Origin of the sequence: Microbacterium sp. (genome assembly GCF_011620665.1) — a bacterium.
Taxonomy (GTDB): Bacteria; Actinomycetota; Actinomycetes; order Actinomycetales; family Microbacteriaceae; genus Microbacterium.
Window position 1 is genome coordinate 1 of record NZ_WOYQ01000038.1, and the last position, 7,097, is coordinate 7,097.

A 7,097-nucleotide genomic window follows, 5' to 3' on the forward strand; every position below is an offset into this window, starting at 1 on the left:
CGCCGGCACCGGAGTCGTCCGCTGACCTGAACCAACAGGGGCGGGGCGAGAGTCAGCGTACTCTCGCCCCGCATACATGCTCCATACCCTCACAGCTGTCCGACGCCACGCACTTTGTCACTGCTGGCGGCCGGTGTCCCGCAGGATTCAGCGGGACAGTTTCACGCTCGACCTGGCGACGTCGCCACAGAAACTGTCAGTAGTCGACGACATATGGTCGTGTGGCACTCTCAGAGAGTGCGATCGAAAGGACAGGCTCGTCGTTGGCGTCGAGAAAGCGGCAGCCCGCGATGGCTTCGCTCTCGATGCCGGTCAGCGGGCGTTACTCGAGCGGATGGCAACTCTCGGCGCAGATCTCGATCGCAGTTCCCTGCGGCGAACGTCGCCGCGAAGCCTCTACATTCTGGCGATACCGGACGAGGCAAGTCCTGGCTCTCCGACGCCTTCTCTGCGGAGCTCCCGCTGGCCCAGAAGACCCGCGTGCATTTCCGATGCATGAACATCCTCGAGCTCGGCCAACGCGCAGGCCGGGTCCTGCTCGAGCAGGCCTGCCGCGGGCTGATCGATGAGGACCCGCACCGGCAGATCAGCTACACCGCCGTGAAGCACCGCATCACCGCGCTCCGCGCCAGCCTCGACGCCCGCCCCACCGTCGCCGACGACACGGGTGTCGTCGTCACGTCACCGGTGGTCGGCGCGCCGGGGCGCGGGACACCAGCCGGGCCCACATCGCCGCGGGTCAACCGTCCAGGTGGGTCCGGATCAGACCGTCACCCTGGTCTCTACTCAAGCTGTCACAGACACCCCCTTTCGCACGGCCGCTGATCTGCTGCGCGGACCAACCCTGCAGCATCGCATCGAAGACCGCGGCGTCCTCGTGCAGAAACGCCACATCGTCCACCAGGTGCAGACTGGACGACCAAACGGGACCCGATGGCTCATGATCCTCCCGTTTAGTGCGATAACCATGCATTCAAACGGGAACGGCCGCAGTGGTGTCAAGCAACTCGGGCATTTGGAACGGTGGCTGGCGACATCTCCGTTATCAGTGCTCCGCTTGCGTCCTGCAGCGGATGCAACTTCGCTGACTTCGCTTCGTAGCGCCGATTCTTCGTCACCGGGCAGGAGTTCCTTTCCCCGGCGATGACCCCCAGGTTAGAGCTCACCCACCGACACAGCCAAAGCGCCAATCCAGATGCGGTGAGCCCGGCATCGGATCTCGTCCGCCGAAGGATGGCGCGCGACTGGCACACACCAAAGCTGTGCTCGCTACCTCCTGGCCCGAGCTGCGCGTTTAGCCATTTTGCGCGCTTGTTCCTCGGCTGCCTCCACGGAGTTGAGACGCCTTTCGACCTCAGCACGCTTCCTTGTGCGCTCCCGCTGGGCTTGCTTGAGCGCGTCGTATTTCGGGTAGTAACCCCCCGCGCCAGGACGAAGGGCCGTCGAGTCGCCGCGGATCATCCGAACCGTGATGAACAGAGCGAAGCCGAGATTAAGGGCGAGGCCACATGCCAAAGGGATGCCAGGGAGGCCGTACTCCATCACCGCCGCTTGGAAGACAGGCCAGCCCCGCACGGCGTCAGTGATGAGGATTACGACAAAGGCCAGAAGCGTCAGGAACGCATACCACGCAAGTACCTGATCGCGCGGGCGCACGTCCTCGCGATAAATCCTCAAGCGCTCGCCCTGCGCCGTCACGCTCTCGGCCCAAAGGTCGCGCTCGGGACCATCCGGCAAAGCAGCGAGGACATCGCCGTCATGCTTCAGGCGGCGACTCCACCTCGCGGTCGGCGTGAGCAGGCGAAGGAGCTCCAAGATCGCAACAGTGGCAACGGCGATCAGTACGGGCTGGATCGTCGCCGCGATCAAGGTGTTCACGACGACACGCTAGCCCAGGCCGTGGACGTGTCCACCGGCTCGGGCCGATTGTTGGTGCGTCATGCGTCTGCCGCCGTAAATCTTCGGCACGTCGAAGTCGGACGTCACATCGCCCGTCTCAGCAGACTCAATGTGCCCCCACGCCGGGTACGGCCACCCCTGCGGTACGTCGCGCATCAGCACACCGCAGTTGGGGCATCGTGGCTGCACAGCCACATCCAGCCAATCCAGTTCCCGCCCCCACCGTCACTCCTGCTCGATGATGACGTTCGCGCCATCATCGGGGTGGTAAGTCCACTCAATCGTGAAGCCGTCCCAATCCTCCGACTGGCGGCCGTCGAGCGCTCGCGTTTGACCGATCTTCGCCTCCAGCGACTGCGGCGCCCGAAGCTTGCCAAGGAAGCAGTAAAGGTCCGACGTCTGCACATCACTGGCGAAGGTCTCCGCCACGCCGCTGAACTCCACGGCCTCGCCGTCGTCAAGGATCTCAACTCCGGTCGTGTTGCCGATGTACATGCCGCAGGCAGCGAGCGCGGTGTTGAAACGGTTGCGACGATCCTTTTCCTCCTGCTCCGCTTTCGCTTCCGCCTTTGCCACAGCCTTCTCCGCCGCAGCATTCTCCGCCGCTTCCGCTTGCGCCCGCTGGACATTGATCGTTACAGGCACCGCGATCGCGAGCACAAGCGCTACGAGGACGACAGCGCCGACAGTTATCCATATCCATGCGCGGCGAGGTCGGGCGGTCGTTGCAGCTGGCACTTGAGGGCTGTCGTCGGAATGCGGTGGCAGTGGCTCGGTCAATGTGTTCCCCCAGGAATCGTGATGCGCGTGAGCCTATCGGACGGCTGCCCAGCCGGTGTGTCGTCAGAATAGCTCGCATGCCTGCGCGGTCCTGGGGGCTCGGCGGCCCTTCCGTCGGGTCCCCCCCTTAGGGTTTGAGCGTCAGCTGGGAACGGTGCTGCCAGAGAAGCGCAGCGGATGGCATCCACCAGCGGTCAGCCTCGCGGGGTTCAATGTTGAGAATGCCGCCGCCATAGGACCCGCCGGCGAGTTCCGCGCCGAGGAGGGTTACCGAGTTCAGCGACGCGATCGGCAGCACGTCGCTCGCGAGGTCGCGGACGCTGTCGTGCAGGTAAACCCCCGTGCCCGCTGTTCAGGTGTCGGGCTCCGGCGGAGTTGGTTGTCAGCCGCGGGGTGTCTGCGTTCATGTAGGTCAGCAGCAGATCTGCGGGCTTGAGCAGTGGGACGCGCCACCACGGGGACCGCACCCTGCACTGGTATGCCTGATCAACGCCGGTGTCGACGCCCTTCGAGATGTAGTCGAGCGTGGCGGCCGCGGGACGCGCCGAGGGGTACAGCAACCAGGTCGAGTGGCCTTCGGCGCCGAGACGGGTCATGGCGGAGTCCGTGAGCGCGGGTCGCGCAAGTGGCTGCTTCCGGGGGCTGATTCGCACCAGGTCACGATGCGGTATCCCGAGCACCCGCACGCGTTCACGTAGGGCAGCGCGAAGAACCGGTTGCCGCCAGTGACGGCGCCGAGGCTGGTCTCGCCATGGTCATTTAGCGGGACGAACGTGCCGTTGCCTGTCCGCAAGCTCACGGCAAAACTCAACGAGGAACGCGCTCGGCACCGAACCGAGCTCCCGGAGCTGCAACGCGCTCTGCAGGCCGCGCACGGTGAGCTGCTCAGGTTGCGACGACTTCACGACGCCGAGACTTCAAGAAGTGTCGCAGGCGAGAGCTACGGTTAGAGCCATGTGCGCCCAGCCACGGGCTCGACCCGCGATTCAAAGACACAGAGGCGATCCTTGCCGACGATCGACAGCTCTCCACGAGCTGCGGTCCTGGGCCGCTCAGAACAACGATGAGACGCTCCTTCCGACCGGGAAGAACCTGCGCAACCTGAACCCGATCGTCCAGGAGCGCGACGGTCACCGCACCCTCGAGCTCGCCTGGTGGGGATACCTCATCAATGGGGCGCCAGCGAAGTTCCCCTCTATCAACACCCGCTCCGAACGACTCGCCGAGCGGACGGGTTCACTGCCCACGCGTGCGGTCGTCCCCGCGACCGCTTGGTTCGAGATGCAGAAACCAAGTCGGCAATGGTTCCAGTTCGACACCAGAGCCTTGGAATTGTTTGCGATGGCCGCCGTGACCCAGCCGGGGCGCGCGGCAGACGGCGCATCGTTCACGTGCTACTCGATCATCATGCGCCCCGCGACAGGCGCTCTGTCCGCGGTGCACGACCGGGTGCCGTTGCTGATCCCCGCGACGTCCCTGACCGACTGGGACGAGCGAAGCGCCACCGCGCGAGGTCGTCGAGACCGCGGTTGCCGAGTCCGAGCGCATACTGCACGACGTAACAGCAGAGGCCATCGCGAAGCGGCCCTGACTCGCGACATCCGACAAGTCGCCCGTCCGGGGCCTCTGATCTGACGTCTGGAGCTGAATCGCCTGATTGACGTGACGACTGAGGCTGCACCTGCAGCTCCGCAGCCGGGGTGAGACTTCCATGATCTGGGAGGATGGTTGCATGATCGAGGTCAATGAGGTCGTGGTCACCGCGGGTGACGTGACACTCCTCCCTCCCGTCTCCGTGACGGCGCGGCGGGGGACGGCCTTGGTCGTGCGCGGCAGGAACGGCACCGGAAAGTCGACATTGCTCCGCGTGCTTGCCGGTGCGCGGCAGCCTTCGAGCGGGATAGTGAAAATCGGCGGCGGAGCCGTGGCCTCACGCGACCGCGGCTTCCGCCGCATGGTCGCCGCGATGATCGGGCTGCCGCCGACGGCGCCCGACCTCACGGTGTTCGACCATGTCCTGCTGGTCACAACCACATGGCTGGATGACCCCCGCGCGGCGGTGGAGCTTGCGCATCGCGTTATCGCGGAGTTGGGACTGAGTGCGCTGGGGCTGCGGTTCCCGCACGAGTTGTCGTCCGGGCAGACGCAACTGTTCGGGATCGCACTGGTGATGGCGCGGCCGTTCGAGGTACTGATCCTCGATGAGCCCGAGCAGTGGTTGGACCCGGAGCATGTCGAGTCGGTGACCCACGTGTTGCGCGCCCGGCGCGACGAAGGGGCAACCGTCGTCGTCGCCACGCACAGCCCGGTCCTCTCGGACGGTCTCGCCGACGACACGCTCTGGTTGGATGCCGCAGCATGACCAGCCGCGCAACTGCAGCGATTGCCATCTGGCGTGCCCGCAACGTCCGCACGACCGGCGATCGCGCGTATTTGGTCTACATGGTACTGATGGTCGCCCTCGTCACCGTGATCCCGGTCGCGCGGGCCGTGTGGTTGAGCGTGACCAGCGCTGAAGGAATCGCCGTTCTTGCCTCACCCGCCGCACCGCGGGTGACGACGCTCGTCGTCGCGGCGCTATGGGCCGGCGCGATGCTATTGGGGCGGGATCGCGGCCCAGCACTACTGCCACCGTTCCCGACCCACGCTTTCGCCACCAGCGATCTTTCTCTGTCTGACACGTTCCGCGGCCCCGTACTGCGTGCGGTTGCGTGCGTGACCGCGCTGACCACGACGATCGCGGGGTTCATTGGCGTCGGCCTGCGAAGCAGCGGGCTGCTGGATCCGCTCGGTGCTGGTGTATTCGTAGCGACCGGTGCGCTCGTCGGCGTCGTCGCCACCGTTGCTTGGCTTGCCGGTCAGGTGTTCCCTCGTGCTGCAGTGCCGATTGCTCTCAGCATTCTCGCGTTAGGGACGTCCACCGTCGCCATCCCGGCCATTCAGTCGTTCACTCCGTGGGGATGGGTCGGACTCGCATATGCCGGCGGCGGCTCCCCGCACATCATCGGCGCGCTCACTGCGCTGACCGCCGTGCTCGTCGTCGCGGTGCCGGTGCTGATGAACCGGCTCGACGCGGCCGAGCTGGCGGCTCAAGCCGCTCGCTGGGACTCGGCGACCACCCACGCAACCCGTATGGACTTCGGCGCTGCCGCGACGATCTACCAGGGACGACCGCACCGGGGTCGCCGGCTCCGCGCCGTCCGACCGATCCGGCGACGGGCAGCAGTGTTCCTGATCCGTGACGCGATCGGCGCAGTCCGAACACCGGGCCGGCTCATCGTCGGCGTGCTCGCCGTCGCCGCGGCCGGAGCACTCCTCACGCTCGCGTTCGCACCTGCCTTGCCGGGCTGGGCGCTGGGCGCCGCAGCGGGAGTGATCTTGTTCGCCGGCCTCGGCCCACTCACCGACGGCATCCGGCACGCCGCGAGCGTCGCGGCAGACTTCCCGATTTACGGGGTCAGCGACGAACAGCTACTCGCCAGTCACGCGCTGTTCCCGCTGAGCGTCACCGTCGTCGTGCTGCTTGCGGTCGTCGTCGGCTGCTCGGTCGCGGCGGGGATCGCGGCGGCCGCGCCGATCATCAGTTCGCTCGCGCTCGGGCTACTCGCCCTGATCGCTCGCGTAAGCAACGCCGTGAAAGGTCCACTCCCGCCCGCGCTCCTCACCCCAATCCCGACACAGGTGGGCGACCTCGGTGCCGCCGTTCGACTGACATGGGCATTGGACGGCATGCTGCTCGTAGCGTTGGCTGGCGCATCGGCGACACTCGCATTCAAGTCACCCATCCTGCTCGTCGGCGTCGCTGTCACGCTCGTCGGCGTTGGCATCAAGCGCTGGCGCCACCGGGGTTGATCTCAGATCGCCTGGCCGTCTTACCCGACTGCCGAGGCACAGTTCAGCCCGATTCAAACGCCGACTTGCGCCTGCCACGCAAAGGCCAAGCATGTCAGGACGACGATCCGCTTGCGGGTGAGGTCACCGGTCGCCATCCGGGTCAAATCTAACCCCCCTTGCTACAGCGATCTCTCTGCAAACTCCGCCCTCAAGACGCGCGGGTGCACTGTCAAAGTCGCGTCTTCAACAGCAGAATCACCGGATTCCGTACGCGTTTGGTCACCGGGCTACAGATGAGCCGGGAACAGGACCCGTGAGGACGCGAACGCGCCTTTCCCGATCCGGTTGGTGGCGACGGTCTCGATGCGAGATCAGATCGACTCCCGCAGTCGGGTGGGGTGTCGCTGACCTGCCACCGCCGGCCGGCATGGAACATCCGCACCGCGACGTCATCTTGCATCCACAGAGTCACGTCATGCTCGATGGCAACATCAGTCATGGAACACCATGAATAGAACACGCATTCGAGATCGTCTATTCTGTTCTGCGTGGCCGGGTGAAGGGATGTCCGGGCGTGGGGACGA

Annotated in this window: 5 protein-coding genes; 3 read left to right on the top strand and 2 right to left on the bottom strand. The window is 65.7% G+C overall.

Annotation, left to right across the window (positions count from 1 at the left end):
* Positions 1-1,269 precede the first annotated feature (1,269 nt).
* Positions 1,270-1,878 carry a hypothetical protein gene (locus QZV81_RS05360; protein ID WP_292833894.1) on the bottom strand — a complete coding sequence of 203 codons (609 nt, stop codon included), beginning with the start codon at positions 1,876-1,878 and terminating at the stop codon, positions 1,270-1,272.
* 246 nt (positions 1,879-2,124) lie between these two features.
* Complete coding sequence (locus QZV81_RS05365) at positions 2,125-2,559, bottom strand: hypothetical protein (RefSeq protein WP_292833897.1); 435 nt, start codon at positions 2,557-2,559, stop codon at positions 2,125-2,127.
* Positions 2,560-3,633: 1,074 nt separating this feature from the next.
* Here QZV81_RS05365 and QZV81_RS10530 point away from each other — a divergent pair.
* From QZV81_RS10530 to QZV81_RS05375, 3 genes are all read left to right on the top strand, one after another.
* Positions 3,634-4,314 carry an SOS response-associated peptidase family protein gene (locus QZV81_RS10530; RefSeq protein ID WP_363331597.1) on the top strand — a complete coding sequence of 227 codons (681 nt, stop codon included), beginning with the start codon at positions 3,634-3,636 and terminating at the stop codon, positions 4,312-4,314.
* A gap of 97 nt (positions 4,315-4,411) precedes the next feature.
* Complete coding sequence (locus tag QZV81_RS05370) at positions 4,412-5,041, top strand: ABC transporter ATP-binding protein (protein ID WP_292833900.1); 630 nt, start codon at positions 4,412-4,414, stop codon at positions 5,039-5,041.
* Complete coding sequence (locus QZV81_RS05375; RefSeq protein WP_292833903.1) at positions 5,038-6,531, top strand: hypothetical protein; 1,494 nt, start codon at positions 5,038-5,040, stop codon at positions 6,529-6,531. The genes QZV81_RS05370 and QZV81_RS05375 overlap by 4 nt, the downstream gene beginning before the upstream one ends.
* Positions 6,532-7,097 lie beyond the last annotated feature (566 nt).

Excerpts from the sequence above, each read along its gene's own strand:
- QZV81_RS10530 (WP_363331597.1), top strand. The coding sequence starts at position 3,634 with ATGTGCGCCCAGCCACGGGCTCGACCCGCGATTCAAAGACACAGAGGC.
- QZV81_RS05375 (WP_292833903.1), top strand. The coding sequence starts at position 5,038 with ATGACCAGCCGCGCAACTGCAGCGATTGCCATCTGGCGTGCCCGCAAC.
- QZV81_RS05370 (WP_292833900.1), top strand. The coding sequence starts at position 4,412 with ATGATCGAGGTCAATGAGGTCGTGGTCACCGCGGGTGACGTGACACTC.